This window comes from Streptomyces sp. 17_S59, assembly GCF_056930295.1.
Genome location: NZ_JBXOWD010000001.1, coordinates 4,362,031 through 4,388,700, shown reverse-complemented (window position 1 = coordinate 4,388,700; position 26,670 = coordinate 4,362,031). Strand labels below are relative to the sequence as shown.

General features: G+C 72.6%; 21 protein-coding genes. 9 read left to right on the top strand and 12 right to left on the bottom strand.

Annotation, left to right across the window (positions count from 1 at the left end; all coding sequences use genetic code 11):
* Positions 1–50 precede the first annotated feature (50 nt).
* From AC1Z4A_RS19875 to AC1Z4A_RS19860, 4 genes are read right to left on the bottom strand one after another with little or no spacing between them, the layout of a single operon-like run.
* Positions 51–1,310 (bottom strand): hypothetical protein, encoded by a 1,260-nt coding sequence (locus AC1Z4A_RS19875; protein WP_483680642.1) that lies wholly within the window; start codon positions 1,308–1,310, stop codon positions 51–53.
* 10 nt (positions 1,311–1,320) lie between these two features.
* Positions 1,321–2,259, bottom strand: coding sequence for an N-acetylneuraminate synthase family protein (locus AC1Z4A_RS19870; RefSeq protein WP_483680640.1), 939 nt, complete (start codon positions 2,257–2,259; stop codon positions 1,321–1,323).
* Between the two features lie 55 nt (positions 2,260–2,314).
* Entirely contained in the window at positions 2,315–3,769 is a 1,455-nt protein-coding gene (locus AC1Z4A_RS19865) for a cytidylyltransferase domain-containing protein (RefSeq protein WP_483680638.1), read from the bottom strand.
* Between the two features lie 20 nt (positions 3,770–3,789).
* Entirely contained in the window at positions 3,790–5,118 is a 1,329-nt protein-coding gene (locus AC1Z4A_RS19860) for a DUF6716 putative glycosyltransferase (RefSeq protein WP_483680637.1), read from the bottom strand.
* Between the two features lie 187 nt (positions 5,119–5,305).
* On the opposite strand from AC1Z4A_RS19860, the gene AC1Z4A_RS19855 reads away from it, so the two are divergent.
* The 3 genes from AC1Z4A_RS19855 to AC1Z4A_RS19845 are packed head-to-tail and all read left to right on the top strand — an operon-like array spanning position 5,306 to position 8,774.
* The gene (locus AC1Z4A_RS19855) at positions 5,306–6,289 is read left to right on the top strand and encodes a glycosyltransferase family 2 protein (protein ID WP_483680636.1); all 984 of its coding nucleotides are present in this window, start codon (positions 5,306–5,308) and stop codon (positions 6,287–6,289) included.
* A complete protein-coding gene (locus AC1Z4A_RS19850) occupies positions 6,289–7,641 on the top strand; it encodes a polysialyltransferase family glycosyltransferase (RefSeq protein WP_483680635.1) in 1,353 nt (450 codons plus the stop codon). The genes AC1Z4A_RS19855 and AC1Z4A_RS19850 overlap by 1 nt, the downstream gene beginning before the upstream one ends.
* On the top strand, positions 7,638–8,774 hold the full coding sequence (locus AC1Z4A_RS19845; protein ID WP_483680634.1) for an acyltransferase family protein: 1,137 nt from the start codon (positions 7,638–7,640) through the stop codon (positions 8,772–8,774). Before AC1Z4A_RS19850 ends, AC1Z4A_RS19845 begins: the two co-directional genes overlap by 4 nt.
* Positions 8,775–8,932: 158 nt before the next feature.
* On the opposite strand, the gene AC1Z4A_RS19840 is transcribed toward AC1Z4A_RS19845, so the two are convergent.
* The 5 genes from AC1Z4A_RS19840 to AC1Z4A_RS19820 form a co-directional block, all read right to left on the bottom strand.
* On the bottom strand, positions 8,933–9,601 hold the full coding sequence (locus tag AC1Z4A_RS19840; RefSeq protein ID WP_483680632.1) for a response regulator: 669 nt from the start codon (positions 9,599–9,601) through the stop codon (positions 8,933–8,935).
* Complete coding sequence (locus AC1Z4A_RS19835; protein ID WP_483680629.1) at positions 9,598–10,884, bottom strand: sensor histidine kinase; 1,287 nt, start codon at positions 10,882–10,884, stop codon at positions 9,598–9,600. Before AC1Z4A_RS19835 ends, AC1Z4A_RS19840 begins: the two co-directional genes overlap by 4 nt.
* 10 nt (positions 10,885–10,894) lie before the next feature.
* Complete coding sequence (locus AC1Z4A_RS19830) at positions 10,895–12,085, bottom strand: acyltransferase family protein (RefSeq protein ID WP_483680628.1); 1,191 nt, start codon at positions 12,083–12,085, stop codon at positions 10,895–10,897.
* The gene (locus AC1Z4A_RS19825; RefSeq protein ID WP_483680626.1) at positions 12,078–13,064 is read right to left on the bottom strand and encodes an alpha/beta hydrolase; all 987 of its coding nucleotides are present in this window, start codon (positions 13,062–13,064) and stop codon (positions 12,078–12,080) included. Before AC1Z4A_RS19825 ends, AC1Z4A_RS19830 begins: the two co-directional genes overlap by 8 nt.
* A 145-nt stretch (positions 13,065–13,209) precedes the next feature.
* Positions 13,210–13,860: a TetR/AcrR family transcriptional regulator C-terminal domain-containing protein gene (locus tag AC1Z4A_RS19820; protein ID WP_483680624.1), complete on the bottom strand. Its 651-nt coding sequence runs from the start codon at positions 13,858–13,860 to the stop codon at positions 13,210–13,212.
* A 98-nt stretch (positions 13,861–13,958) separates the two neighbouring features.
* Between AC1Z4A_RS19820 and AC1Z4A_RS19815 the strand changes: the two genes are divergently transcribed.
* Together AC1Z4A_RS19815 and AC1Z4A_RS19810 are read left to right on the top strand one after the other, a co-directional pair.
* Positions 13,959–15,521, top strand: coding sequence for an FAD-dependent monooxygenase (locus AC1Z4A_RS19815; RefSeq protein WP_483680622.1), 1,563 nt, complete (start codon positions 13,959–13,961; stop codon positions 15,519–15,521).
* Between the two features lie 166 nt (positions 15,522–15,687).
* Positions 15,688–16,155 carry a hypothetical protein gene (locus AC1Z4A_RS19810; protein WP_483680620.1) on the top strand — a complete coding sequence of 156 codons (468 nt, stop codon included), beginning with the start codon at positions 15,688–15,690 and terminating at the stop codon, positions 16,153–16,155.
* 123 nt (positions 16,156–16,278) lie between these two features.
* Here AC1Z4A_RS19810 and AC1Z4A_RS19805 read toward each other — a convergent pair whose 3' ends face one another.
* The gene (locus AC1Z4A_RS19805) at positions 16,279–17,679 is read right to left on the bottom strand and encodes a GntP family permease (RefSeq protein WP_483680618.1); all 1,401 of its coding nucleotides are present in this window, start codon (positions 17,677–17,679) and stop codon (positions 16,279–16,281) included.
* A 31-nt stretch (positions 17,680–17,710) separates the two neighbouring features.
* Positions 17,711–18,214 (bottom strand): gluconokinase, encoded by a 504-nt coding sequence (locus AC1Z4A_RS19800; RefSeq protein WP_483680616.1) that lies wholly within the window; start codon positions 18,212–18,214, stop codon positions 17,711–17,713.
* Positions 18,215–18,358: 144 nt separating this feature from the next.
* Between AC1Z4A_RS19800 and AC1Z4A_RS19795 the strand changes: the two genes are divergently transcribed.
* The gene (locus AC1Z4A_RS19795) at positions 18,359–19,111 is read left to right on the top strand and encodes a FadR/GntR family transcriptional regulator (protein ID WP_483680615.1); all 753 of its coding nucleotides are present in this window, start codon (positions 18,359–18,361) and stop codon (positions 19,109–19,111) included.
* 63 nt (positions 19,112–19,174) lie between these two features.
* Here the strand turns inward: AC1Z4A_RS19795 and AC1Z4A_RS19790 are convergent, their stop codons facing one another.
* On the bottom strand, positions 19,175–20,644 hold the full coding sequence (locus AC1Z4A_RS19790; RefSeq protein WP_483680613.1) for an amidase: 1,470 nt from the start codon (positions 20,642–20,644) through the stop codon (positions 19,175–19,177).
* 58 nt (positions 20,645–20,702) lie between these two features.
* On the opposite strand from AC1Z4A_RS19790, the gene AC1Z4A_RS19785 reads away from it, so the two are divergent.
* The 3 genes from AC1Z4A_RS19785 to AC1Z4A_RS19775 are packed head-to-tail and all read left to right on the top strand — an operon-like array spanning position 20,703 to position 26,664.
* A complete protein-coding gene (locus AC1Z4A_RS19785) occupies positions 20,703–21,233 on the top strand; it encodes an SseB family protein (RefSeq protein ID WP_483680611.1) in 531 nt (176 codons plus the stop codon).
* A complete protein-coding gene (locus tag AC1Z4A_RS19780) occupies positions 21,230–21,802 on the top strand; it encodes a hypothetical protein (RefSeq protein WP_483680610.1) in 573 nt (190 codons plus the stop codon). Before AC1Z4A_RS19785 ends, AC1Z4A_RS19780 begins: the two co-directional genes overlap by 4 nt.
* Positions 21,802–26,664, top strand: a complete 4,863-nt coding sequence (locus AC1Z4A_RS19775; protein ID WP_483680608.1) for a putative T7SS-secreted protein — start codon at positions 21,802–21,804, stop codon at positions 26,662–26,664. The genes AC1Z4A_RS19780 and AC1Z4A_RS19775 overlap by 1 nt, the downstream gene beginning before the upstream one ends.
* The last annotated feature ends 6 nt before the right edge of the window (positions 26,665–26,670 follow it).

Genomic DNA, 26,670 nt, shown 5'->3' with positions numbered 1-26,670 from the left:
AAGAAAAGTTCAGCCGCATGGATGGGTCGGCCGGGGGGTATGACCCGTATTTACGGCGTACTTTCGAACTTTGGCGCCGTGGCGGCTTGGTGCGGCAGCCTCCGGACGTCCCGCGCGGTGCCGCTGACCCCGGAGAGGAAGCCCTCGGCGCGGGGCGAGGCGTGTTCGGTGAGCCAGGCGGGGTCGATGTCGCAGACGGCCACGGTCACCCCGGTGCCGGCGAGCGCCAGCGGCAGGGTGTGCACCACGGTGGAGGGGAAGCTCAGGACCGTACGGCCGATGGGCCCGCGCCGGGCGATCAGCTCCAGCGGCAGCTCGGGCCGGACGACCTCCAGGCCCAGCCCGGATATCCGGCGCAGCTTGTCGGTGTGCTCGCGGCGGTGGGCGAAGTAGCGGGTGGCGCCGTGGGCGCCGGCCAGGCCGGCGACGGCGGAGAGGTAGCGCTCGGGGTCCACCACCCCGGTCTCCACGAGGCTGGTGCCCACGAGGTCGGTGCCCCGGGTGAGGCGGGGCGGGCCGTAGGTGGCGCGGGTCCAGGCGAAGTCGTTGGCCGTGACGGTCACTCCGGGTGGCGCCTCCACCGGCATCGAGGTGAAGATCTGGACCCTGCGCCGGTCGGTCGGTGTGAGCTTCCGGCGCGCAGAAGCAGAGACCGGCGCGAGAAGGATCTCGCGCGCCCCGCGCCCACCGCGCCCGCTCCGGTGCCAGCGCACCAGGCGTTCACCCCGGGCCAGTTGGGCGACGAACTCCATGGTGGCCGTGCCGTCGTCCACCACGACCAGCTCCCGGGCCCGGGTGAGGGTCAGCAGCAGCTGTACGTACCGGGAGAAGGGGTCCCCGATGACGATGCGCTCCGCGCGGCGCAGCGGCCGGGCGAGCGAGCCGACGGTGCCCAGCGGCGCCCCGGGGCCGCCCCGGGCCTCCTGCCAGCGCACGCGGTGGCCCTGGTCCAGGGCCAGTTCGGTCATGCGGCGCAGCTGACCGCGGGTCATGGGGTCGTGGGGGGCCAGGACCACGACGAGGAGGTCGCCTGCGAGGCTACCCGGCGGAGCGATGTCGCGGGCGGTGGGCTGGCGGGGCACGCCGTCGCGGAGCGGGCGGGGCTCGGCGCGGGGTGCGGGCACGCGGCGGAGCGCGCTGCGGTACGCCCACTCGAGGACGTTCAGCAGCTGCACCGGGCTCTCCACGAAGGCCAGCGTGGCGGCGTCCGGCTCCGCCGGGCCGGGGCGCGCGGCCCCGCGGGGGCGGCGGGCGGGAGTACCCGCCGCCTCCGCGGGCGGGCCGGCCTCCGGCCGCTCGGGCGTGGTCACCGGGTGCCCATCAGACGGCGACCGGTTCGCGGTCGCCGCCCTCGGCGACGACGCCGACGACGCGGCGGAGCTTCTTCATCGGGCCCAGCTCGCTCTCGTACACCTGCTTGATCCCGTCGCCGAGGGACTCCTCGACCACGCGGATGTCGCGCACGAGCCGCTGGAGACCGCCCGGTTCGACGGAGGCGGCCTGATCCGAGCCCCACATCGCGCGGTCGAGGGTGATGTGGCGCTCGACGAACGCGGCGCCGAGGGCGACGGCGGCGAGCGTGGTCTGGAGGCCCGTCTCGTGACCGGAGTAACCGATGGGGACGTTGGGGTACTCGGCCATCAGGGTGTTGATCACCCGGAGGTTCAGCTCGGCGGCCCGGGCCGGGTAGGTCGAGGTGGCGTGGCAGAGCACGATGTTCTCGCTGCCCAGCACCTCGACGGCGTGCCGGATCTGCTTCGGGGTGGACATGCCGGTGGAGAGGATCACGGTCCGGCCGGTGGCGCGCAGGGCGCGCAGCAGCTCGTCGTCGGTGAGACAGGCGGAGGCCACCTTGTGTGCCGGGACGTCGAACTTCTCCAGGAACGCGACGGACTCGGCGTCCCACGGCGAGGCGAACCAGGCCATGCCGCGCTTGCGGCAGTGCTCGTCGACGGCCCGGTACTCGTCCTCGCCGAACTCGACGCGGTACCGGTAGTCGATGTAGGTCATCCGGCCCCACGGGGTGTCCCGCTCGATGTCCCACTGATCGCGCGGGGTGCACACCTCGGGCGTGCGCTTCTGGAACTTCACCGCGTCGCAGCCGGCGTCGGCGGCCGCGTCGATCAGGGCGAGGGCGGTGCCGAGGTCGCCGTTGTGGTTGATGCCGATCTCGCCGGTGACGTAGACGGGGTGGCCGGGGCCGACGGGCCGGTCGCCGAGGGTGCGCGTGCGCGTGCCGCTGCGCGGGGCAATGGTCATGACGAGGCGGTTCCTTAGGTGGTGAGGCGGATGGGGCGGGGTCACGGGTCACGGGTCACAGGGATGGGCCCAGGAGCCAGGTGGCGATCTCGCGGACGGCGCCGCGGCCGCCGCGCGTGGCGGTCACGGCCCGGGCGGCGGCGCGCACGGTGTCGTGGGCGTCCGCGACGGCCACGGGCCAGCCGACGAGGCCGAAGCAGGGCAGGTCGTTGACGTCGTTGCCGACGTAGAGCACGCGCTCGGGGGCGATGCCCTGCTCCTCGCACCACTGCTTGAGCGCGACGTCCTTGCGGTCGGTGCCGTGCACGACGGGCACGTTCAGCTTGCGGCCGCGGGCGGCGACGACGGGGTTGGTCTCCGTGGAGAGGATCAGCAGCGCGAGCCCGGCCCGGCGCAGCGCGGCGACGCCGAGCCCGTCGCCCCGGTGCACGGCGACGAGTTCGCGCCCGTCGGCGTCGATGAGGACGCGGTCGTCGGTCTGGGTGCCGTCGAAGTCGAGGACGACGGCGTCGACGTCCTCGCGGGCGGGCAGGGCTGCGGGCGACTCGTCGGTGTCGAGGAGCGGGGCGAGGGCGCGGGCCCGGGCGAGGTCGTGCGGGTCGTCGATCTCCAGGACGCGGGAGGGGTCGGTGCGGACGAGGTCGGTGCGGCCGAAGAAGCGGTGGCGGGTTTCGCGGAAGCCGCTTGCGTCCATGGCGTAGGCGGCGCCGGTCTCCAGGAGGTCCTGGGGACGGTCCTGGCGGCGGGGGCGGGTGATTTTGTCGTGGTTGACGCCGTGGGCGTCGGCGGCGCCGGGGGTTCCGGGGGTTGTTTCCCCGATCCCGCCCTTTCCCGAAACCGGGGGCTCGGCCCCCGGACCCCGGGGTGGTTGCTGCCCGGTGGGCCGGTTTGTGCCCACCCGTTCCGCCCTGCGGAACGCCTGCCCACAAACCGGCGGCAAATCCAGCCCGTCCGGCGTTTGAGGACCGGGGGTCTGGGGGCGGAGCCCTCGGTTTCGGGAAGGGGCGGGGTGGGGAATGCCGCCGGAGGCCCCCGCCCCGTCCCCCTCCCGCCATACGAAGCCGTGGAACGGGGCCACCGTCAGCGCGCTGTCCGCGCCGCCCTCCACCACCGCCGACGCCACCCCGTCCACGTCCCGGTGGGACAGGAACGGGCTCGTGCACTGCACCAGCAGCACCGTGCCGACCCGGCACCCCCGCATCGCCTCGTACGCATCCATCGCATGCAGCACCGCCGCCTCACTGCTCGCCGTGTCCCCCGCGATCGCCGCGGGCCGCTGGACCACGAGCGCCCCGGCGCCGCGCGCCGCCGCCGCGATGGCGGGGTCGTCCGTGGACACCACGACGTCCGTGACCAGGCGCGCCGCCCGGCACTGGCGGACCGCGCGGGCGACGAGCGGCACTCCGCCGACGGCGGCGAGGTTCTTGGCGGGCACCCCTTTGGAGCCGCCGCGGGCGGGGATGACGGCCAGCACGGCCGGCTGAGCGGACTCGGACTCAGACGCGGACATCGTGTACTCCTCGACGGTCGTCACAGCTCCCCCAGGCGGCGGATGACGGGCGCCACACGCTGCACCCCGTGCCGGTACGCCCCGCGCGCGGCGTCGCGCAGTGCGCTGCGGGTGGCGCGCCGGAGGGCGCTCTCCGGGCGCTCGGGCGCCGCCCGTCCGGGCAGCGGCCGGCCCTGCGGGTCGAAGCCGTGCCGGGCGAGGATGCCGGGGAGGTAGCCGGGGGCGGTGTGCGGTGTGTAGTAGGGGGCGAGCGGCGGCAGCGCGCGGCGTGCGGTCAGCTCGGCGAGGCGCTCGCGGGCCGCGTCGAAGGCGTGAGCGTAGCGGCCGTCCGCCGCGACGCCCTGGCGGGCCGTCCAGGCCGGGTCGGGCTCCGGCAGGTGCCCGGCGTCGAGCCGGTCCCAGGAGGCGAGGCAGCCGGAGCCGAGGAAGTGGTGGTTGCCCAGCGGTTCGCGGATGCCGAGGTCGGTGAGGACGGCGGTGGGGATGCCGCGGTGGAGGGACTCCAGGGCGGCCGTGGAGCTGACGGTGACGAGCAGGTCGGTACGGTCCAGGACCTCGCCCATGTTCCCGTACACCAGGCGGAAGTTGGGCGGCAGGACGCCGCCGCGGATCCTGGACGCCAGCTTCTGGTACGGGAGTTCCTCGATGTGCGTGGTGTGTTCGCCGGGCTTGCTGCGGAGTTTGACGATCACCTCGCGCTCCGGGTGCAGCCGGGCGTGCCGGGCGGCCCGCTCCAGGAGGTAGCTGCGGTCCGCGCGGCTCTCCGGCACGGACGGCTGGGCGGCGAACACCACGGTGTACGGGCGGTCTTGGGGCCTGCCCGCGTACCGTTCGCCGCCGAGGAACGGCAGCGCGCACTCCGTGACGGACTCCGCCGGGGCGCCCACCCCCTCGTACACATCCCGGAAACGTTCCGCGTCGTGGCGGGAGTTGGCGAGGACGAGGTCCGCGCCGTGCCGCAGCAGCAGACCGTCGGCGAGCTTCTCGTAAACGACCCCGACGTAGCCGGTGACAACAACGGGACGGCCCGGGTCCGGCCCCCACGCGGCGGCCAGCCCGTGCAGCACGGCCTGCACCGCGCCGCCGACGCAGGCGAGCACCACCACGTCGTACCGCTCCGGGTCGGCGGCCCGGACGAATTCGGCGCCCGTGACCTCGCGCGGTGCCCCGGTGCGGATGCCGACCTCGGTGAGCTGGCGGGGCGTCGGGGTCGCGCGGCCCCTCAGCAGGAAGCCGTCGAACCGGCCGGCCGGCGCGAGCCGGTGCGCGGTGAGCGCCCCCCATTTCCACCGGGTGTCGGAGTCCGCGAGCACGGCTGTTCGCGGTGGCGATTCGGAACGTGATGGCACATCGCCGACGATAGAAATCGATTCCGTTTTGCCGCCCAACGGGACTTCAACAACCGGTAAACAGCACACCGACGATCGGAGAATCGGTTGACGCGGCAGGGCGGTTCATCGTTCCGCCGCACTTCGTTCACCCGTGATTCCGCCGGGTGTCAGAACGAATGCCGGGCCACCGCATAGCGTCACGTGAGTGGTCAAGCTCTCCGTCGTCGTGCCGTTCTACAACGTGCAGACATACGCCCCCGACACACTGAGAAGTCTACGTGCGAACGCGCGGGAGGACTTCGAATTCATTCTCGTCGACGACTGTTCGACGGACGGGACGCCGGGGGTGCTGGAGCGCGCCGGGCGCGAGCTGCCGGGGGCCGTGCTCCTGCGTCACGAGCGCAACGGCGGCCTCGCCACCGCCCGCAACACCGGGCTGGACGCGGCCCGCGGCGAGTACGTCGCCTTCCTGGACGGGGACGACTGGCTGGCCCCCGGCCACTGCGCCCGGCTGGTCGCCGCCGCCGAGGACTTGGGCGTGGACTTCGTGCGCACCGACCACGTGCAGTGCACCGGCCGGATCCGGACGATCCACCGGGCGCCGGTCGGCCGCCGCGGGGTGCCGCTGAAGCCGCGCGAGGCGATACTGCCCGCCGACCGGTCCACGTCCGTCGACTACCCCTACGCCTGGGCGGGCGTCTACCACCGCCGCCTGCTGGACGAGGGGCTGCTGCACTTCCGGGACGGCCTGCGGACCGCCGAGGACCGCCCGTGGATCTGGCGGCTGCACCGCGAGGCGCGGTCCTTCGCCGTCGTCGGGCTGCTGGGTGTCTTCTACCGCCGGGGAGTAGCCTCCTCGCTCACGCAGATCGGCGACGTACGGCAGCTCGATTTCCTTCGCGCATTCGACCAGGTAATCGACGAAACTTCGCGCGATCCGGATGCGGAAAAGCTCCTCCCCAAGGCCGTTCGCACCTATCTCGCCATTATTTCGCACCACCTCGGCAGCATCGAACGATTCGAACCGGCCGTCGCCCGGGCACTGCGCTCGCTGAGTGCGGCGGCAATGAAACGCATGCCCCAGGACCTGCTCAAGGACGCCCTGAATTCCATGGACGACGACCGCGCCGCCCGGCTGCGGAGACTGCGTCGCAGGCCCGCCCCCGCACCCGCGGGGGTGGCCGGCTGATGCCCGCCCCGAAGCGCACCCAGCTCCTCCTCGCCTCCACCCTCTACGGCGCCGCCACGCTCGCCGCCGCCCTGGACGCCGGGCTGCTCCCCGCCGCCGACCGCCGGCTGCTGCTCGTCGCCAACACCGCCGCCACGCCCGAGACCACCCCCGCCTTCGACGAGGCCCCGGGCTTCGAGCGGCTGCGCTCCCGCTTCGACGGGGTGCTCTCCTGGAACGAGACGATCAGCCCCTTCCACCCCACCGGCTGGTCCCCCCGCCCCGACGACGCCCCCCTGTGGGAGCGGCACCTGCGGCTGCTGTGGGGGCTCGGCACCGACGAGGTGGAGATCGTCCTGGAGTCCCTCCAGGTCAACCCCGCGATGGCAGTGGCCCAGGTGTTCCCCGACGCCCCGCTGGAGGTCTACGCCGACGGGCTGATGAGCTACGGCCCCACCCGCAGCAAGCTCGACCCGCTGATCGGCACCCGGGTACGGCGCCTCCTCCACCTCGACCTCGTGCCCGGCCTCAGGCCGCTGCTGCTCACCGAGTTCGGGGTGGAGTCGCAGGTCGTGCCCGGCGAGGTGTTCACCAAGGTGCTGGCCGAGCTGTCCGACGCGGCCGCCGACGGGCTGCCGGAGGCGCCGGAGGGGGCCGCGCTGCTGCTCGGCCAGTACCTGTCCGCGCTGGACATCCTCTCCCCCGAGGAGGAGGAGCGGCTGCATGTGACGATGCTGCGCGGCGCGGTCCGCCGCGGCCACCGCGAGCTGGTCTTCAAGCCCCACCCCTCCGCCCCCGCCCGCTGGTCGCGGCTGCTGGAGGACGAGGCCGGGCGGCTCGGCGCCCGGCTGACCGTGCTGGACACGCCCGTCCTGGCCGAGGTGGTCTACCAGCGGCTGCGCCCCGCGCTCGTCGTCGCCTGCTTCTCCACCGCGCTGCTCACCGCCCGCACCTTCTACGGGCTGCCCGTCGCCCGCGCCGGCACGGACCTGCTGCTGGAGCGGCTGGCCCCGTACCAGAACAGCAACCGCGTGCCGGTGACCGTCGTGGACGCCCTGCTGCCCGACCTGGCGGAGGAGGAGCGGCCCGAGGGCGGCGACCCCGACCTCAACGGGCTGCTGGCGGCGGTCGGTTACGCGATGCAGCCGCAGATCCACCCCGGCCTCCGCCCGGCCGCCGAGCGCTATCTCTCCGCGCACCTGGACGCCCGCACCCGGCGCTACTTCAAGCGCCGCCGCCTGACCGCGCTGGCGCTGCCCGGCGCGATCCCCTCCCAGCTCGCCTTCCTGCCCCGCAACCCGGCCGTCCGCCGCATGGCCCGCCGCGCGCGGGCGATGAAGCGGCGGCTGACGAAGAAGACGGTGACACCATGACGGCTCCGGCTCCGGCCGCGACCCTCCCCCAGGCCCGCACGCCCGCACCGGACTCCGGCGACCGGAAGGGACGGCTGCGCGCGCTCGACGGGCTGCGGCTCGTCGCCGCGCTGATGGTCTGCCTCTACCACTACGGCGGCCGGGACGGCGACGTCAGCCGGGCGTGGGGGGTCTCGCCGCGGCACGAGTTCCCGCATCTGTCGACGGCCTTCGCCTACGGCTGCCTGGGCGTGCAGATCTTCTTCGTCATCAGCGGGTTCGTCATCTGCATGAGCGGCTGGGGCCGTCCGCTGCGCTCCTTCGCCGCCTCGCGCGCCGCCCGCCTCTACCCCGCGTACTGGGCGGCGATCGTGCTCGTCACGGTCGTCTTCGCGCTGCCGTGGGTGGCGTACAAGACGGTGTCGGCGAGCGACACCCTGGTGAACCTCACCATGCTCCAGCAGCCCGCCGGGGCCGACCGGGTGCTGGGGGTGTGCTGGACGCTCTGGGCGGAGCTGCGCTTCTACGCGCTGTTCGCGCTGTTCGTGGTGGCCCCGGGGGCCACGCGGCACCGCGTGGTGCTGTTCTGCGCGGTGTGGACGCTGATGACGGTGATCACCACGGCCTCGCACGTGGAGTTCCTGCGCGTGGTGTTCATGCCGGAGTACTCCGCGTTCTTCATCGGCGGCGTGGGCCTGTACCTGGTCCACCGCTTCGGGCACGACGCGCTGTCGTGGGGCATCGTCGCGATCAGCTTCCTGCTGGGCCAGCACTACGCCGTGGCGGGCCTGGCACACCCGCCGAACCCGCACTACTTCTCGTACCGCTCCCCCGCGGTCATCATCGCCGTGCTCGCCCTCGGCTACGCGGCCGTGGCGGCGGTGGCCCTGGGCCGGACCGGCCGGGTGAGCTGGGGCTGGCTGCCCTTCGCTGGGGCGCTGACGTACCCGTTCTACCTGGTGCACGAGCACCTGGGATGGGTCGTGATCGGCGGGCTACACCGGGGACTGGGCGTCCCGTCGTACGCGACGTTCGCGCTGACGATCGGCCTGATGCTGCTGCTGGCCTGGACGCTGCACCGGCTGGTGGAGCGGCGGTTCACGCCGCGGCTGCGGCGGGCGCTGGAGGGAGCGGGCGGGCCGGACACCCCCTAGGGTCTGTCCGATGGGCCAGCACAGGCCCCGCGCCGCCTGGCACGGCGCCTCGCCGCGTTGTCGCATCACCCGAGTACGCCCGGTACGCGGGAGATGCTCCGCCTTGCGATCCACCGCACCAGACGACGCGGGGCCCGCACTGACCCATCGGACAGACCCTAGTACCCGGCCGGGCGCACCAGGCCCGTCTCATAGGCGAAGACCGCGGCCTGGGTGCGGTCGCGCAGGCCCAGCTTGACCAGGATCCGGCTCACATGGGTCTTCACGGTCTGCTCGGCCACCACCAGCCGCCCGGCGATCTCGGCGTTCGACAGGCCCTGCGCGATCAGCGACAGGACCTCGGTCTCGCGCTCCGTCAGGCCTTCGACGCGGCTCTTGAGGGGGCCGCGGGAGCCGCCGGTCATCCGGGCGAACTCGGCGATGAGGCGCTTGGTCACGCTCGGCGCGATCAGCGCCTCGCCGGTCGCCACCACCCGCACCGCCTGGGCGAGTTCGGCGGCGGAGGCGTCCTTGAGCAGGAAGCCGGAGGCGCCTGCGCGCAGCGCCTCGTAGACGTACTCGTCGAGGTCGAAGGTGGTCAGTACGAGGACCTTGACGGTGGAACCGGCCGGTCCGGTGATGCGGCGGGTCGCCTCGATGCCGCCGAGCACGGGCATGCGGATGTCCATCAGGACGACGTCGGGGGCGAGTTCGGCGACCTTGGAGACGGCGTCGAGGCCGTCGACGGCCTGGCCGACGACCTCGATGCCGGGCTCGGCGTTGAGCAGCACCGTGAAGCCCTGACGGACCATCACCTGGTCGTCGGCTATCAGTACGCGGATCGTCATGCCGGGTCGTCCTTTGCGGGGTGCGTGGGAAGTTCGGCCACGACTTCGTAGCCGCCCTCCGGGGTGGGGCCGGCGGCCAGTTCGCCGCCCAGCATCGTGGCGCGCTCGCGCATGCCGAGGAGGCCGTGGCCCGCGCCGGGCGAGGGCGGGGCAGGGCGGTCCGGGGCGGTGTTGGTCACGCGGACGGTGAGCACCGCCGGGCCGTAGGCGAGCGCGACCCGCACCGCCGCGCCGGGCGCGTGCCGCATGGCGTTGCTGAGCGCCTCCTGCACGATGCGGAACGCCGACAGCTCGACGCCGGGCGACAGCGGGCGCGGCGTCCCCGTGGTCCCGGTGGTGATCGCGACCCCGGCGGCGCGGACGTTGCCGACCAGCTCCGGCAGCCGGTCGAGGGCGGGCTGCGGGGTGTGCCGGGTCCCGTCGGCCGGGGCGTCCTCGGAGCGCAGCACGCCCAGCACCCGGCGCAGTTCGGTGAGCGCCTGGACGGCGTTCTCGCGGATGCCCGCGAGGTTCTCCTTCAGCTCCTCGGAGGGGTTCTCGGCCAGATGGGGGGCGACCTGCGCCTGGATGGAGATCACCGACATGTGGTGGGCGACCACGTCGTGCAGCTCGCGGGCGATGCGGTTGCGCTCCTCCAGGAGGGTGCGCCGGGCCCGTTCCCCGGCGGTGATCTCCTCCTGCTCGACGAGCCGGGTGCGGGCCAGCCGGCTCTTGCGCAGCGAGGCGCCGACCAGGGCGGCGGTCGTGAAGCACAGCACGCCGGTGTTCCAGCCCGTGTGGTGGTCCTGCGTCTCGAAGACAGTGTTGAGCAGCCCGGACGCAACGGTGATCAGCAGCGCCGCGGCCGTGACCCAGGGGCGGACGCGCAGCGCGAGGAGGAGCAGCACGAGCGTGTGGGAGGCGATGCCCTCGGCGTTCCAGGGCCAGATCACGTTGGGGTTGATGGTGTCTTCCCGGACCAGCGCGGTCAGGAAGAGCACGGTCGTCGAGAGCCACCAGGCGGGCACCGGGCGGAACAGCGCCAGGACGACGGCGCCGGACTGGAGCAGCACGAGCGGCAGCCGGGTCGGCGAGGCCCCGACGCCCGCCATGTGCTCGGCCGCATTGCCCCAGCCCAGCAGCACCGCGACGACCACCACGTGGACGTGCGCCACCCGGCCCGTCCAGAGGGACCGGGGCAGCGGGTCGCGGGCCACCGTCAGCAGGCCCTCGCGCAGGGCGCGCGGCGCCGCCTGCAGGGCGGCCGTGACCCGTCGACCGCCCTTCCCCTCCCCCGTGTTCACAAGATCCACTCTAGACACGGGGCAGCTCGACGGTGCGTACGGGCCGCCGCCCGCACACGACCCGGGACCCGCCGCGCGGCCGCACCTGCTCGTGCGCCCGGAACGCGGCACAGCACACCAGCAGCGCGACCGCGAAGACCGGCAGCCAGGCGAGCCGGGCGAGCACCCAGCCCGCGCCGTCGGGGACGGTGTGCAGGCCGGGCAGCGGGCGGCCCGCGAGCAGACCGAGCGAGGTGACGGCCATCATCGCGGTCTGGTGCCAGAGGAAGACCGTCATCGCCGAGAGGTTCAGCAGGGCGACCGCGGCCCAGACGGCGGGCCGCGCGAGCACCCGCCGCAGCGGGGCACGCAGCAGGAGGGCGGCGCCGCACTGGGCGAGGCCGAAGGTGACGGCCGCGAGGGTGGGCGGGTTGAGGTTGGAGACCGCGGCGCCGGGCACGCCGACCATGGACGCCGGGTAGCCGGCCCACAGGACGAGTCCGGCGGTGACGGCGCCGCCGCCGAGCAGCAGCGCCCATCCGGTCGTACGGCCCCGCAGGCCGCCCCGGGCCCGGAGCGCGCCCAGGCAGTAGGGGACGAGCCAGCCGGCCGCCACGTTGAGCCAGCCGAGCCGGGCCGGGCCGCCGAGGCCGAACCGCAGGAGGTCGACGTGCAGCACCACGGCGAGCGGCCAGAGCGGGTGCAGCCGGGCGACCAGCGGAGTGGCGGCGGTGAGCACCGCGAAGACCAGCAGGAACCACAGCGGCGACAGCACCAGCTTGAGGAGCGTGTGCAGGGTCTCGATGCCGACCCCGGACACGAGCATCCCGGCGGCTGCCGCGGCCCACACCACCAGCACGGCGGCGACGGGCCGGAACAGCCGGACCAGCCGGGCGCGGAGCCACTGCCCGTAGGTCGTGCCCCGGGCGCGGGCCGAGGCGTAGCCCGCGGCGCCGACCTCGCCGCCTACCAGGAAGAAGACGGCGAGGGTCTGGAACACCCAGGAGACCGGGGTGAGTTCGGGCAGGTAGGAGAGGGGGCTGGTGGTGTGCACCGTGCCGCTGTCGGAGACGAGGGCGGTCACCAGCCAGTGGCCGAGGACGACGCCGAGGATGGCGAAGCCGCGCAGGGCGTCGAGGGCGCGGTCGCGGTCGGGCGGGGTGGCGGCGTCGATGCGGCGTAGGCGGTCACGCAGGGGGGTGACGCGCAGGGCGTTACGCATGGCTGCCCTCCTCGGCGGGCTGAAGGCCCGAGATGATCCGGGCGATGTTGGCCAGGGGTACGGAGCCGGGCTTGAGGTAGTCGCTGTGGCCGCCGTCGCCCGCCGGGAAGATCCGGGCGCCGAACTCCGGGGAGACGGGGTCGGTGCCGAACCCGACTGTGGCGAAGGGCAGTTCGAGCCGGGCGTGGGGCACACCGGCGATCCAGTCGCTGCCGCCCCGGCCCGCCCAGACGGTGGCGGGGGTGTGCAGCGCGGCCGCATCCGGGACGCCGACGCCGGGGCTGCCGTACAGGACGATGCCGGCAACGGCCAGCCCGGGTGCGGCGGCTGCGCAGACGACGGTGCCGTAGGAGTGGCAGACGAGGGAGGTCCGCGCGTCCGGCCTGGCGGCCCGCAACTCTTCGGCAAATCGGTGCAGTTCGCGACCGGCGGAGTCGGCCAGGTCGCGGGTCAGCACGTCGGGGGTCAGCATGCCCGGCGTGCGGTAGCCCAGCCAGGCGATGACGGCGGACCGGTCGCCGAGCTGCGCCCGGAGGGCCTCGGCGTCGGCCCGGAGGCGCCCGTACCGGTCGAGGTCGTTGTCCGAGCCCGGGACCAGCACGGCTATCCGCTCGGCCGAGGAGATGTCGCCGAAGACCTCCGCGGTGCGGCCGCCGTCGCGGCCGTCGAAGGAGAGGAACCGGCGCGCCGGGTCGGCCATGGCGTGCAGCGCGGCGGCCCGCTTCCGATCGCCGTGCCGCTCGGCCGCCTGCTCGGCGGCCCGGATGTCCGCGCGGGAGGCGGCGTACCGCTCGGCGAGCGCGGCGGGGGCGGCGTCCCGCAGCGGGGACGCGGCGGCGGGCGCGGGCGCGGGGACGGCGGCTGGCCGGGCGGCGCCCGCCACCGGCACGGCCACCGAGGCCGCGACGAGGGCGGCGAGCAGGGTGCGGCGCAGTCGGCTCGTGCGGCCGGTGCCGCTCGTGCGCGGGCGGGACGCCATGGCGTGGTCCTTCCGTACCGGGTGTCGTTCGTGCTTGCGGTACGGAAGCTATGGAGAAGGTGTCGTGGTCGGCGTCCCGCCGGGGAGCCAGGTTCGATGTAGCTCTCAGGTATGACGGGTAGCAGATGGCGGGTAGCAGATAACGCTACGGACGCACCTCCGGCGCGATCTGGGCCTCGATGCCCGCGACGACGATGCGCAGCCCGGTCTCGAAGCCCGCGTCGAGGTCCTCGAAGAACTCCCAGCCCGCCTCGGTCGCGAGCGGATGACCCTCCAGCTTGCGGGCGCGGTCGCTGAGTTCGTACATGGGGTCGCGCTCGCCGTGGGGGACGGGGTAGACGGACTGCTCCTCCATCACATAGCCCATCGTGTAGGTCTGCACGGTGAACCAGGCGCGGGCGGCGGTGCGCGGGGTGAAGCCGGCGTCCACGAGGACGCGCATCATCTCCTCGACCGGGCCCGCATAGCCGCCGTCCGTGAAGCGCGTGCCGCCGAAGACCTTGGCGCCGTCGCGGTACTCGAGCAGGAAGCCCCGGAGACCGCGGGCCACGCCGGCCAGGTAGCCCTGCCACGTGCTGCGGTCGACGGCGGCGATGGGAGCGGCCATCCGCCGGAACATCTCCGTGGCCACCTCGTCGAGCAGCTCCTGCTTGTTCTTGAAGTGCCAGTACAGGGCGGGGGCCTGGACGTTCAGCTCTTTCGCGATCCTGCGCAGCGTGAGCCCGTCGAGGCCCACCTCGTTCAGCAGGCGGAGGGCGGCGTCGGCCACCTGGGCACGGTCGATTCTGGAAACCACCTTGACAGCTTAACAACGTTCAGTTCACTCTGGGTGCAGACCGCACTTAACAAAGTTAAGGACGACTGAGGGGGACCCCTGTGTCTGCTCGTACTCCTGTGTCCGCTCGTACTCCGCACACCGAAGTCCTGATCACCGGTGCCGGCCCGACCGGCCTCGTGCTCGCCATCGACCTCGCCCGGCGCGGCATCCGCCACCGCCTCGTCGACCGCGCCGAGCGCGGCTTCTCCGGCTCGCGCGGCACGGGCATCCAGCCGCGCACCCTGGAGGTCTTCGACGACCTGGGCGTCGTCGAAGAGGTCCTGGCCGCCAGCCGCCCGGTGCCGCCCGCGCAGGACTGGGCCGGCCCCGAGCGCCGCGCCGTCCGCGCCCTGGCGGAGCACGCCGACGAATCCCCCGGCGTGCCGTACCGCTTCCCCCGGACGCTGCCGCAGTGGCGCACCGTGGAGATCCTCCGCGCCCGCCTCGAAGCACTGGGCGGCGAGGTGGAGTTCGGCACCGAGCTGACCGGCTTCGACCAGGACGCCAACGGCGTCACCGCGACCCTCCGCCGCCCGGACGGCACCACCGAGACCGTACGGGCGGACTGGCTCGTCGCGGCCGACGGCGGCCGCAGCACCGTCCGCCGGGCTCTGGGCGTGCCCCTGACCGGCGAGAGCCTGGTGGACCCGCGCCCGGCCCTGGTGGCCGACCTCCTGCTGGGCGGCCCCGACCGCGCGGAAATCGACCCGGACCACTGGCACATGTGGGCCTCGGAGGGAGGCGGCCTGATCGCCCTGCGCCCGCTGGAGGGCACCGACGCGATCCAGATCATCACCGGCTTCGCGGAGACGCACGGTGACCTGGACCTGGCGCACGACGCCACCCCCGAGGCCCTGACCCGCCACCTGACGGACGGCACCGGTCTGCGGCTGACGGTGGAGGAGGTGCGCTGGGCCTCCGCCTACAAGGCCCGCACGGCGATGGCGGAACGGTTCCGTGCAGGCCGGGTGCTGCTGGCCGGGGACGCCGCGCACGTCCACTCCCCGGCGGGCGGCCAGGGCCTCAACACCAGCCTCCAGGACGGCTACAACCTCGGCTGGAAACTGGAGGCCGTGCTGCGCCTGGGCGCGCCGGACACCCTGGTGGACTCGTACGACTCCGAGCGGCGCGGGATCGCCGCGCACGTGCTGGGGCTGAGCAGCCGCGTCCACGAGGCGGACCGGGCGAGCGGCAAGGGCCTCCACCGGCGCGGCAAGGAGGCCCACCAGCTGGACCTCGGCTACCGGGAGGGCCCGCTGACCCGGGAGCTGCGGCAGGACCTGGCCGAGGGCGCGCTGCGCGCGGGCGACCGGGCGCCGGACGCGCCGTGCACGGACGCGGCGTCGGGGGCGGCGGTGCGGCTGTTCGACGTGTTCCGCGGGCCGCACTTCACGCTGCTGGACCTGACGGGGGACGGGGCGGCGGTCGACGTGCCGGAGTGGGTGCGGACGTGCCGGGTGGGCGGGCCGGAGGCGGATCTGCTCGACGCGTGGGGGCACGCGAAGTCGGTCTACGGCTCCGGGCTGTTCCTGGTCAGGCCGGACGGCTACGTGGCGCTGGCCACGGACGAGCCGGGGGACGTGCGGGAGTACACGGCCGCGCTGCTGACCGCCGCTGCTCCGGCTCCGGTTTCACAGTGACCCCACCGGAAACGGCTTGCCCACGCCCGTAGTTCAGGCCAAAGACTGATACGAACACGTCATCACTTTGCCAAGGGCATACCTGCGCATGGTCTCGCTGAGAGAGTCCCCTTGCGGTGCCCGTCCGGGCACCGCAAGGGGAACCACCGGACAAAGGAGTCCTCTGGTGAGAAAGAGATCGGTGGGCAAGAGAGCAGCCGTACTTCTCGCAAGCTCCGCACTCGCCGCCGTCACCCTGACCGGCCAGGCGACCGCGGCGACCGCGCACCACTCCCCCGCGTCCGCGACGGCCAAGGGGATCACGGCGAGCCAGACGCGCTTCGCACCGTTCGTGCTCAACCACAACGAGTCGGTCAGCTCCGACACGGCCACGCTGGTCATGCAGTCCGACGGCAACCTCGTCATCTACGACGAGTTCGGCCGTGCCCGCTGGGCCACCAACACGGTGGGTCAGGGCTGGACGGCCGCCTTCCAGACGGACGGCAACTTCGTCGTCTACACCCGCTCCGGACATGCGGTCTGGGCGTCCAACACCGCCGGGCACCCGGGTTCGCGCCTGGCCGTCCAGGACGACGGCAACGTCGTGATCTACGACGGCAGCCAGGCGATCTGGAACTCGCGCACCCAGCACTGACTTCCCCAGCAGCTGTAGCGCCACCTTCCGCTTCCGGCAGGCCGGGCCCCTGTGTGCAGGGGCCCGGCCTCGCCGAGGAAGCAGGAACCAGCCACTCCCTTACAACACCGGCTACAGCACCGGCTACAGCACCAGCGACAGCGCCATCACGAACCCCAGCGACACCACGGAGATCACCGTCTCCATCAGGGACCAGGTCTTGATGGTCTGCCCGACGTCCATGCCGAAGTACTCCTTCACCATCCAGAACCCGGCATCGTTGACGTGGGAGAAGAAGAGGGACCCCGCGCCCACGGCCAGGACCAGCAGGGCCGCGTGCGTCGTGCTCATGTCGGCGGCGAGCGGGGCGACCAGGCCGGCCGCGGAGATCGTGGCGACCGTCGCCGAGCCCGTCGCCAGGCGGATGCCCACGGCGATCAGCCAGGCGAGCAGGAGGGCGGAGACGGACCAGCCCTTGGAGACGTCCAGGATCATGCGGCCGACGCCGACGTCGATGAGGGTCTGCTTGAAGCCGCCGCCCGCGCCGACGATCAGCAGGATGCCCGCGATGGGGACGAGGGACTTCTCGACCGTCCCGGCGAGCCGTTCGCGGCCGAAGCCCGCGGCGCGGCCCAGCGTGAACAGGCCCACGAGCACGGCCGCCAGCAGCGCGATCAGCGGCGAGCCTACGACGTCGGCGACGCGCTGGACATGGTTCTTGGGGTCGTCCACGACGATGTCGACGAGGGCCTTGGCCAGCATCAGCACGACCGGCAGCAGCACCGTGCCCACCGTGGCGGCGAAGCCCGGGCGGCGCTCCAGCTCCTCCGAGGGCCGCTGCGGGACGAGCTTCTCGGGCGGGGTGATGTCGACCCAGCGCGCCGCGTAGCGGGAGAAGAGCGGGCCCGCGATCACCGCGGTCGGCACGGCGACGAGGACGCCGAGGGCCAGGGTCACGCCGAGGTTGGCGCCGATCGCGTCGATGGCGGCCAGCGGGCCGGGGTGCGGCGGTACGAGGCCGTGCATGACGGAGAGCCCGGCGAGCGCGGGGATGCCGATGCGCATCAGGGAGAAGTTGCCGCGCTTGGCGACCAGCAGCACCACAGGGATCAGCAGCACGATCCCGACCTCGAAGAACAGCGGCAGCCCGATGATGCCCGCGATCAGCACGATCGCCCAGGGCATGGCGCGGTTGCCCGCGCGGGCGAGGATCGTGTCCACGATCTGGTCGGCGCCGCCGGAGTCGGCGAGCAGCTTGCCCAGGATCGCCCCGAGCGCGATGAGGACGCCGACGCCCGAGACCGTCGAGCCGAGCCCGGCCGTGAAGCTCGCGATGGCCTTGTCCATGGGCGCGCCCGCGGCGGCGCCGAGGACGAGCGAGCCGATGGTCAGCGCCAGGAAGGCGTGCAGCTTGAACCGGGTGATCAGGAGGACGATGACGGCGATGCCGGTGAGAACGGCGATGCCCAGCTGTGCGTGACCCGCCGACGTGATCGGTGCGGTGGGTGCTGCCGCGGCCAGCATCTCGACGCTGAGAGTGCTCACGGGGCTTCCTAGGAAAGAGAGTTGGGGGGAGTCAGAGCCGCCGCAGTGCGGCGACCGCCCGCTCGGCGATGACGGCCGCCTCGGGCGCGACGTCGACGACGACGCCCGCCTCGTCGGCCCCGAGCGGTTCGAGGGTGGCGAACTGGGAGTCCAGCAGCCGGGTGGTCATGAAGTGCCCCTTGCGGGCGGCCATGCGGGCGGCGATCAGCCCGCGGTCGCCGGTCAGGTGCAGGAAGACGAGCCCGGGCGCGGCGGCGCGCAGCCGGTCGCGGTAGGCCCGCTTGAGGGCGGAGCAGCTGACCACCCCGCCCGAGCCCGCACGGCTGCGGGCCCATTCCCCGATGGCGTCGAGCCACGGCGCGCGGTCCGCGTCGTCCAGCGGCGTCCCGGCGGACATCTTGGCGATGTTGGCGGCCGGGTGGAAGTCGTCGCCCTCGGCGTAGGGGACGCCGAAGGCGTCCGCCACCAGGGGGCCGATCGTGGTCTTGCCCGTACCGGCGACGCCCATGACCACGATGACGTGGGGGGTGGTCATGCGGGTGGTCATCCGTGCTCGCCTCGCTGTCTCCGTCGACATCGGTGTGGGCCTCACTGAAACCCATATGTACGACGTATTCAAGAGCCCGTAACGAAAACGTCATACTTAATCCGGAGGGGAAGGCCCCCGTAGGCTGATCCCATGCGCAACCAGGACCAGGGCGACCAGGGGAAAGAGGGCGGCGGCCGGGCGGCCCCGGCGGCGGGCCGGGATCTGCACGCCCGCGTGCTGGACGCCCTGGGCCCCGCGATCACCGCGGGCGAGTACCCGCCGGGCAGCGTGCTGCGGACGGACGAGCTGGAGGAGCGCTTCGACGTCTCGCGCACGGTCGTCCGCGAGGTGATACGCGTCCTGGAGTCGATGCACCTGGTCGCCTCGCGGCGCCGCGTCGGCGTGACCGTCCTCCCGGCCGAGGAGTGGAACGTCTACGACCCGCGCGTGATCCGCTGGCGCCTGGCCGGCCCGGACCGCCCGCGCCAGCTGCGCTCGCTGACCGTCCTGCGCTCGGCCGTGGAACCCGTCGCGGCCGGGCTGGCCGCCCGCCTCGCCACCGCCGAGCAGTGCGCCGAGCTGACCGAGCACGCCCTGGGCATGGTCGCCACCTCGCGCGGCCAGCAGCTGGAGCGCTACCTGGTGCACGACATCGCCTTCCACCGGGTGATCCTGCGCGCCTCCGGCAACGAGATGTTCGCGCGGCTCGGGGACGTCGTCGCCGAGGTCCTGACGGGCCGCACACAGCACCGGGTGATGTTCACCGACCCCGACCCGGCCGCCGTGACCCTGCACGTACGCGTGGCCGAGGCGGTACGGGAGCGGGACGCGGAGCGCGCGGAGGCGCTGACGCGGGAGATCGCCACGGGGGCGATGGCGGAACTGGACGTGCTGGCGCCCTGACCCTGGGTCAGGGGCGAGGCGTGCTCAGACCCTGACCCGGGCGGGGCCGGGAACCGTTCGGGCTCAGCTCGGAAGGCTGCCGGGCCACCGCTCGTACCACCGCTGGTCCGCCTCCAGCTGCGCCGCCAGCGAGACCAGCAGCGGCTCGCCGCCCGCCGGGCCGAGGAGCTGCGCGCCCACCGGCAGCCCGGCGGCGGTGAAGCCGGCGGGCACGCTGACGGCGGGCCAGCCGAGGACGTTCCAGGGCCAGGCGTACGGACAGGCCGCGGTCATCCGGGAGTTGGTGTCGCGGCTGCCGAGCCCGGACAGCTCGCCGACCCGCAGCGGCGGCACGGCCGTGGTGGGGGTGAGCACTGCGTCGAACCGCCCGAACAGCTCCCCGGTCCGCCGCCGCAGCGGCGCCTCGGCGGCCCGCGCCGCCCGCAGCAGGCCGCCGCCGAACAGCAGCCCGGCGCCCGCGTTGGCGCGCGTCCGCGGATCGAGCGCGGCGCGGTCGGGCGCCCGCACGGCCAGGTCGCGGACCCCGCCCATCGAGCGCGGCAGGAAGGTGAGCCCGACGAGCCCGTAGCGCGGGTCCTCCTCGACGACCTCGTGGCCCAGCCGCTCCAGCGTCTCGGCGGTCCGCACGACCGCTTCCCGCACCACCGGGTCGAGCCAGTGCCGCACGGCGGCGAAGGCGGGCCGGAAGGACAGCGCGATGCGCAGCCGCCGCCCGGGCCCGCGCTCCGCCGCGCCGAGCACGTCCACGGCGGCGGGCCGGTGCCGGTCGCGGGCGTGGGAGCCGCTCGCCACGTGCAGCAGCAGGGCCGCGTCCGCGACCGTACGGGCAAGCGGGCCGTCGACGGTCAGCCCGTGGAAGGCCTCCCGCGCGGGCCAGGCCGAGATGCGCCCGCGCTGCGGCTTGATGCCGACGAGGTGCGTCCAGGCGGCGGGGATGCGGATCGACCCGGCCCCGTCCGACCCCAGCGCGGCGGGCACGAGCCCGGCGGCCACGGCGGCGGCCGAGCCGCCCGAGGACCCGCCGGGGGTGTGCTCCGGGCTCCACGGATTGCGGGTCACGCCGAAGGCGCGGCCGTCCGTGACGGGCCACTGCCCCAGCTCGGGCGTGTTGGTCTTGCCGACGATGACGGCCCCCGCGGCCCGCAGCCGCCGCACGGCCTCGCTGTCGGCGGTCCTGGGCGGGAAGGTGCCGGGGCAGCCGAAGGCAGTGGGCTCCCCGGCGACGTCCATGTCGTCCTTGACGGCGACGGGCACCCCGAGCAGCGGGGCACGCTCCCCGGCCGAGAGCCGCCGGTCGGCCTCGTCGGCCTCGCGCAGCGCGGCCTCGGTGCGCACGAGGCGGAAGGCGTTGAGGGTGGGCTGCGTCTCGGCGATGCGCCGGAGGGCGTCCTCGACGAGGGCCCGGGAGGTGACGCTGCCGTCGGCGAGGGCTCGGGCCTGTTCGGCGAGGCCGCGGACGGCTTTCGGGTCGGGGCGGTGTGTGTGGCTCGTGTGGTCCGTGTGGCCTGCGCGCTTGGTGCCGATGTCTGTCATCTCGCTCCCCCCGCTGTGTCGTCGGGCTCGATGGAACGACCCAACCGAACACACGTTAATGGCACGTGTGTTGTGGTTGAACCCTGATCTGGTGCGATTTATGGCCATGTCGTTGGTTACGCTGCCGGACGGTGGCGGCGGCGGGGGCCGGGGAGACGAAGGCATTGACGGGGCAGTGGTTGTGACGGCGTTGCAGGAAGAGATAGCCGCGATACACGAGGGGCAGGGGCACCCGAAGGCGGCGATCGGGGAGTTCCGGCGCACGGCGGTGCTGGTGCCGCTCGACGAGCGCGGTGGCCTGTGGACGAGCACGTACGGCGGGGTGTGGTGGATCCACGCATTCACAGACGAATCGGCTTTGGCCCGTTTTGCAATAGCTCGCAGTGATGAGCAGGCGGACTGGGACTTCGTATCGGTGCTGGGCGCGCGCCTGCTGGACGTCGTGGTGCCGGGCGTCGGCGAGCCGGCAGGGGTGGCGCTGGACGTGGGCAGCGCCACCCCGTTCTTCCTGCCTCCGGTGACGGGAATCGTGCCGGATGCGGCGGCGGTGGACACCGAGGGCATCGAGGGTGAGGCGGAGGCGAAGTGAGCGACCTGGACGCGAGCCAGGAGGCGCTGAACGGGATAGCGAAGGGACTCACCGACGCCATCGGCGAGCTGAAGGACCTCGGGATGGGCATGGTGGGCGCCTCGAACACCGGCCGCGGCTTCGACGGCATGGAACTGACCGGAATGGACACCGGGCACGACGGCCTGACGAACGACTTCAAGACCTTCTGCGAGCGCTGGGAATGGGGAGTCCGCTCCCTGATCCACGACGGGAATGAATTCGCGCGCCGGGTGGGCCTTTCGGCAGGCATGTATTACGAGCAGGACAAGTACGTCAAGGGGACGTTCAAGGTGGTGGCCGCGGGCTTCGGCGCCGATCCCACGCTGTCGGACAAGCAGGTCGAGAACATGTCCATGGACGAGATCGCGGACCATGGCAACTTCGCGCACATCGACTACAGCGGCGATTCCTTCCAGCAGTCCTGGGACCGCGCGAAGCAGACCGACAGTGCGGCGTGGCAGGACTGGAAGACGACGCACAGCCCCGGGGGCGACGCCCTGAAGGCCGCGCAGGCGCATGAGGAAAGACAGGGCGGGGCCGAGCACTGATGAGTTTCCTCGGGGATGCGAAGCGCACCTTCAAGAAGGGCGTCGACAAGGTCGGCGACGAAGGCGAACACCTCTGGGACGAGGGCAAGAAGAAGGTCGGCGAGGGCGTCAACTGGACAGCCCACGAGCTGGGCAAGGGCCTGGACTACGTCGGCCTGCACGATGCGGCCAATGCCGTGGACGACTTCGGTGACGAATTCGCTTCCGAAATGGGCGCGCACGTCAATGAGAAGCAGCTGGGCCAGACCGAGCAGGCCGACGAGCTGATCCACGGCCACCCGTCGAAGATCCGCGCCTCGGCCTCCCACCTGAAGGACTTCTCCGGTGCCTTCAGCCGTGTGGGCAGCGGCATGGCGGCGCTGGACTCGGACCACTGGAAGGGCGAGGGCGCGAACGCCTTCCGCGAGAATTTCGCGATGCACCCGAAGCAGTGGACCCAGGCGGCGGAGGCGTGCGGCGACGCGGCCAAGGCCCTGGAGGCGTACGCGGAGACAGTGACCTGGGCGCAGGGGAAGGCCAAGGAGGCAATAGCGGCCTACAAGGCCGGCAAAGAGGCCCAGAAGAAGGCCATAGACGCGTACAACGCAAAGGTCGACGCCTACAACGAGGCGGCGAAGACGTACAACGCGAAGGCGAAGAAGGGCGAGGACCCGGGCGCCCGCCCGACCCCGCCCGGCGAATGCCCCAACGCGGGCCAGGACAAGATCCAGGAAGCGAAGGAGACCCTGGCCAACGCCCGTAAACAGCGCAATACGGCGGCAGAGCACGCGGCGACGGCCATCAAGGGCGCGCTGAAGAATGCCCCGAAGAAGCCGGCGTTCTCGGACCGCATGTCGATGGACCTCGACGACCTGAAGACGGCCGGGGCCATCGAGGTGACGCACGTCGCGGGCGGTGCCACCAAATCCGCCATGGGCGCGGTCAAATTCCTCCGCACCGTGAACCCCCTCGACCCGTACAACATCACCCACCCGGCCGCGTACCTGGAGCACGTCAACAACCTCGGCGCGGGAATGCTGACGCTCGCCAATCACCCGGACCAGATTCCGAAGGTGCTGCTGGGCGACGGCTGGGGGAAGGACAACAGCGAGGCGGCCGGAAAGCTCGGCTTCGACGCACTGACCGCGATAGCGAGCGGCGGCTCGAGCATCCCCGGCGCGGCGGGCCGGCGGCTGGCCATGAACGGCGCGAGAAAGGGCGCGGAGGAGGTCGCCGAGCAGGGCCTCCGGAAAGCGGGGAAGGAGGCTGCCGAGCGCGAGGCGGGGGCGGCCCGCAAGACGCACGACGAGAACCCGAACAGCGCGGGGCGCCGGGATGAGGAACGCTGCGCGAACGGCGACCCGGTGGACCTGGCCACGGGCCACATGTTCCTGTCCCAGACGGACGCGGCGCTGCCCGGCTCCCTGCCGCTGGTCTTCACCCGCAGGGTGCAGTCCAACTACCGGGCGGGCCGCTGGCTGGGCCCGTCCTGGGCGAGCACGGCGGATCAGCGCCTGGAGATCGACGCGGAGGGCGTGCTGTTCGTCTGCGAGGACGGCAGGCTGCTGTCGTACCCGCACCCGGCGCCGGGCGTCCCGACGCTCCCGGCGCACGGCCCGCGCTGGCCCCTGGAGTGCGCCGAGGAAGGGGACGGCTACGTCATCCGTGACCCGCGGGGCGGCCGCACCTGGCACTTCGCGCCGGTCGCCGACGGGGACGACGGTCTGGCCCTGCTGGAGCAGTTGACAGACCGGAACGGCCACTGGATTACGTACGCATACGACTCCGACGGCACCCCAACGTCGATCGCCCACAGCGCGGGCTACCGCATCCGCATCGCTGCCAAAGACGGCAGGATCACCGCCCTGCACCTCGTAGCCGGCGGCCCGGGCGGCACGGACGCGGAGCTGATCCGCTACGGCTACACGGACGGCAATCTGACGGAGGTCGTCAACTCCTCGGGGGATCCGCTCCGTTTCACGTACGACGAGCGGGGTCGGGTGGTCGGCTGGACGGACCGGAACGACCGCAGCTACCGCTACGAGTACGACGACGCGGACCGCTGTGTGTTCCAGACGGGCACCGAAGGGCACATGCGGTGTTCGTTTACGTACGGGGAGCCGGACCCGGACACGGGCCTGCGCGTCACGATGATGACGGACGCGCTGGGCCACGTGAGTCGGTACACCTTCAACGGCCGTTCGCAGGTCGTAGCGGAGACCGGCCCGACGGGCGGGACGACGGTCTCGCAGTGGGACCGCCACGACCGCCTGCTCTCGCGGACGGACGCGCTGGGCCGCACGACGGAGCTGCGCTACGACGAGGACGGCCGGCTGGTGGGGGTCGTCCGCCCCGACGGCCGCGAGAGCACGGCGACGTACAACGCCCTGGGCCTGACGGAGACGGTCAAGGGCCCGGACGGGGCGGTCTGGCACCAGGCGTACGACGCGACGGGCAACCTGACGTCGGTGACCGACCCGGCGGGTGGCGTGACGGCGTACGCCTACGACGAGTACGGCCACCCGGCGAGGGTGACGGACGCGCTGGGCGCCATCACGCGGGTGCGGTGCGACGCGGCGGGCCTGCCGGTGGAGATCACGGACCCGCTGGGCGGGGTGACGACGTACAGACGGGACCCCTTCGGCCGCATCACGGCGGTGATCGACCCCTTGGGCTCGACGACCCGCATGTCCTGGACGATCGAGGGCAAACTGGCGCGCCGTATCGCCCCGGACGGCGCGGAAGAGAAGTGGACGTACGACGGGGAGGGGAACTGCGTCACGCGCACCGACCCGATGGGCGGGGTGACGAGGTACGAGTACACGCACTTCGACCTGCTGACGGCGCAGACGGGCCCGGACGGCGTGCGGCACGAGTTCGAGCACGACACGCGTCTGCAGCTGCGGCAAGTGACCAACCCCCAGGGTCTGACGTGGTCGTACGAGTACGACCCGGCGGGCCGCCTGCTGTCGGAGACGGACTTCGACGGCAGGACGCTGAGGTACGAGCACGACGCGGCGGGGCAGGTGGTGTCCCGCACGAACGCCCTGGGCCAGACGATCACGTACGAGCACGACGCCCTGGGCCGTGTGATCTCGAAGAACGCCGAGGGCGCGATCACGACGTACGCGCACGACGCGGCGGGCCGCCTGCTGGAGGCGGCGGGCCCTGACGCGACCCTGGTCTACACCCGGGACCGCCTGGGCCGAACGAAGTCGGAAACGACGAACGGCCGCACGCTGACGTTGGGCTATGACCGTCTGGGCCGCCGGACGCGCCGGGTGACGCCGGCCGGGGCGATAACGACGTGGTCGTACGACGAGGCGGGCCGCCGGACGGGATTGACGGCCTCGGGCCAGACCTTCTCGATGGAGCACGATGCGGCGGGCCGGGAGACCGCCCGCCACTTCGGCGAGGGCCTGACCCTGTCCCACGGCTGGGACGCGGTGGGCCGCCTGGTCTCGCAGACCCTGACGGGCGGCCCGGACGAGTCGGCGTTCCAGCACCGCGCGTACACGTACCGCAGGGACGGCCACCTGACGGGCATCGCGGACGTGTCGACGGGCACCCGCACCTTCGACCTGGACGCGGCGGGCCGGGTGACGGCAGTACACGCGGCCGGCTGGACGGAACGGTACGCCTACGACGAGGCGGGCAACCAGACGGAGGCGCACTGGCCCGAGGGCCACCCGGGCAAGGAGGCGCAGGGAGTCCGCGAGTACACGGGCACCCGAATATCGAGGGCCGGAAAGGTCCGCTACGAGCACGACGAGCAGGGCCGTGTAGTCCTCCGCCAGAAAACCCGCCTTTCGCGGAAGCCGGACACATGGCGCTACGAGTGGGACGCGGAGGACCGCCTGCGGTCGGTGGTCACTCCGGACGGCACGAAGTGGCGCTACCTGTACGACCCGTTGGGCCGCCGCACGGCGAAACAGCGCCTGGCAAGCGAGACGGGCGAGGTCGCGGAGGAGGTGACCTTCGCCTGGGACGGCCCGACGCTGGCAGAACAGACGACGACGTCGACGAACCTCCCGAACCCGGTCACGCTGACCTGGGACCACAACGGCCTGCGCCCGGTCGCCCAGACGGAGCGCATATCGACGGCGGACGCGCCGCAGCGCGAGATAGACCGCCGCTTCTTCGCCATCATCACGGACTTGGTCGGCACGCCGAGTGAGTTGATCGACGAGGCGGGGACGACGGCTTGGCGCACACGGTCGACGCTGTGGGGCACGACGGCGTGGTCGAAGGACAGCTCGACGTACACGCCTCTGCGGTTTCCGGGGCAGTACTTCGACCCGGAGACGGGGCTGCACTACAACTTCCACCGGCATTACGATCCGGAGACGGGGCGGTATACGTCGGCGGATCCGTTGGGGCTCGTTCCAGCTCCGAATCCGGCTGCGTACGTACTCAACCCGCACACTTGGGTCGATCCGCTCGGCCTCATGCACTGCGAACCGAGTGCGGGAACGGAGGAAGACGCCCACCGAGCACTCGATCGGGCAGAAGACCTACAATCAATCAGAGACGACTTCTGGATGGCGCAAGAGAAAGGGACAACTGCAGTAATCGGCGTATTCAACTCCGAGACCAAGGAATTCGTAAAAAGGATCGGAATCAACGGCGGGGGTCCCATGCCGGGAGCTTGGAAGCTTCAGCCAGGCGAGGAATTCATCCAGGCGGCCGGGCACGCAGAGGAAGGCATTCTCAAGAATCTCGGGCCCGATGAATACGCTGTTTATGGGGCAGCATCACGAAACTTCTGCTGGGAGACTTGCATGAAGCTCATCGACACCCCTGGCGTCCACATAGGCGGCGAGGGGATCCGAGGGCACGCACCCCAGAATTCACCCTTTACGCTCTTCTGGTCTAAGGAGTAATGAATT

What these genes read in the sequence shown, in the direction of transcription:
- AC1Z4A_RS19845 (WP_483680634.1), top strand. Translation starts at nt 7,638, where the DNA reads ATGACGGCTCCGGCTCCGGCCGCGACCCTCCCCCAGGCCCGCACGCCC.
- AC1Z4A_RS19795 (WP_483680615.1), top strand. Translation starts at nt 18,359, where the DNA reads ATGCGCAACCAGGACCAGGGCGACCAGGGGAAAGAGGGCGGCGGCCGG.
- AC1Z4A_RS19785 (WP_483680611.1), top strand. Translation starts at nt 20,703, where the DNA reads ATGGCACGTGTGTTGTGGTTGAACCCTGATCTGGTGCGATTTATGGCC.
- AC1Z4A_RS19790 (WP_483680613.1), bottom strand. Translation starts at nt 20,644, where the DNA reads ATGACAGACATCGGCACCAAGCGCGCAGGCCACACGGACCACACGAGC.
- AC1Z4A_RS19775 (WP_483680608.1), top strand. Translation starts at nt 21,802, where the DNA reads ATGAGTTTCCTCGGGGATGCGAAGCGCACCTTCAAGAAGGGCGTCGAC.
- AC1Z4A_RS19840 (WP_483680632.1), bottom strand. Translation starts at nt 9,601, where the DNA reads ATGACGATCCGCGTACTGATAGCCGACGACCAGGTGATGGTCCGTCAG.
- AC1Z4A_RS19865 (WP_483680638.1), bottom strand. Translation starts at nt 3,769, where the DNA reads ATGTCCGCGTCTGAGTCCGAGTCCGCTCAGCCGGCCGTGCTGGCCGTC.
- AC1Z4A_RS19800 (WP_483680616.1), bottom strand. Translation starts at nt 18,214, where the DNA reads ATGACCACCCCCCACGTCATCGTGGTCATGGGCGTCGCCGGTACGGGC.
- AC1Z4A_RS19870 (WP_483680640.1), bottom strand. Translation starts at nt 2,259, where the DNA reads ATGACCATTGCCCCGCGCAGCGGCACGCGCACGCGCACCCTCGGCGAC.
- AC1Z4A_RS19830 (WP_483680628.1), bottom strand. Translation starts at nt 12,085, where the DNA reads ATGCGTAACGCCCTGCGCGTCACCCCCCTGCGTGACCGCCTACGCCGC.
- AC1Z4A_RS19825 (WP_483680626.1), bottom strand. Translation starts at nt 13,064, where the DNA reads ATGGCGTCCCGCCCGCGCACGAGCGGCACCGGCCGCACGAGCCGACTG.
- AC1Z4A_RS19850 (WP_483680635.1), top strand. Translation starts at nt 6,289, where the DNA reads ATGCCCGCCCCGAAGCGCACCCAGCTCCTCCTCGCCTCCACCCTCTAC.